We start from the raw sequence: 989 nt of genomic DNA on the forward strand, positions 1-989 counted from the left end.
TACTTACACATTTACTCCAGCAGGTCCAATAGTTGGAGCAGGAGGAGTAATTTCAGTTATGACCATCGGAACAAGTTATACAGTAACTGCAACCAACGGAGGATGTACATCATTAGCTTCATTAAGTTTTAGTATTGCAGCACAATTATCAACACCTGTAGTACCAACTATTACTTCAGTAGCAGCTAGTTGTTTATCAGCAGGAAGTTCAACCATATCGAATTACGATGTATCAAATACCTACACATTCTCCCCAGCAGGTCCATCTGTAGGTGCAACAGGAGTAATATCAGGTATGACCGTTGGAACAATTTATACAGTTACAGCTACAAATGGCGGATGTACTTCTTTATCATCGGTTAGTTTCAGTAATGCAGCTCAATTAGAGTCTCCAATCGTATCAATCACTCATGGATGTAATGGAATTAGTTATGAATTAAGTGCAATTGTAGAATCGGGTGTTGCTACATATGAATGGTTTAATAGTTCTCTGGTTTCTTTAGGTAGTACGCCAACAATTTCGATTACAAATCCAGATACTTATGAAGTTAGAGTTAGTTTAAACGGATGTTCGGTGAGTGATTTTGTGACTATTGACGATGCATTTTGTATGATTCCAAAAGGTATTTCGCCAAATAATGATGGTGATAATGACACATGGGATCTTTCAAATTTAAATATTGAAAAAGCTCAGATTTTTAATCGCTATGGTATGGAGGTTTATAGTCAGAATAATTATACTAACCAATGGGATGGAACTACAGATTCTGGAGATGAATTGCCATCAGCAACCTATTATTATGTACTAACATTTATAAACGGAACAGTTAAAACAGGATGGGTTTATTTAAACAGATTAAATTAAAAGCAAGTAAGATGAAAGATAGAATTATTCAAGTTGTTATTTTATTTATTGGTATAGTTGCTTTTGCACAACAAGATCCCCATTACACACAATACATGTATAATATGAGTGTAATGAATCCGGC

1 protein-coding gene is annotated in these 989 nt (G+C 35.0%); it reads left to right on the forward strand.

From position 1 onward, the window contains the following. On the forward strand, positions 1-865 hold an 865-nt coding region (locus GFJ99_RS13265), incomplete at its 5' end, for a gliding motility-associated C-terminal domain-containing protein (RefSeq protein WP_153209530.1). Positions 866-989 lie beyond the last annotated feature (124 nt).

It is taken from the genome of Flavobacterium sp. LMO6, from assembly GCF_009495795.1.
In the GTDB taxonomy this organism is placed as follows: domain Bacteria; phylum Bacteroidota; class Bacteroidia; order Flavobacteriales; family Flavobacteriaceae; genus Flavobacterium.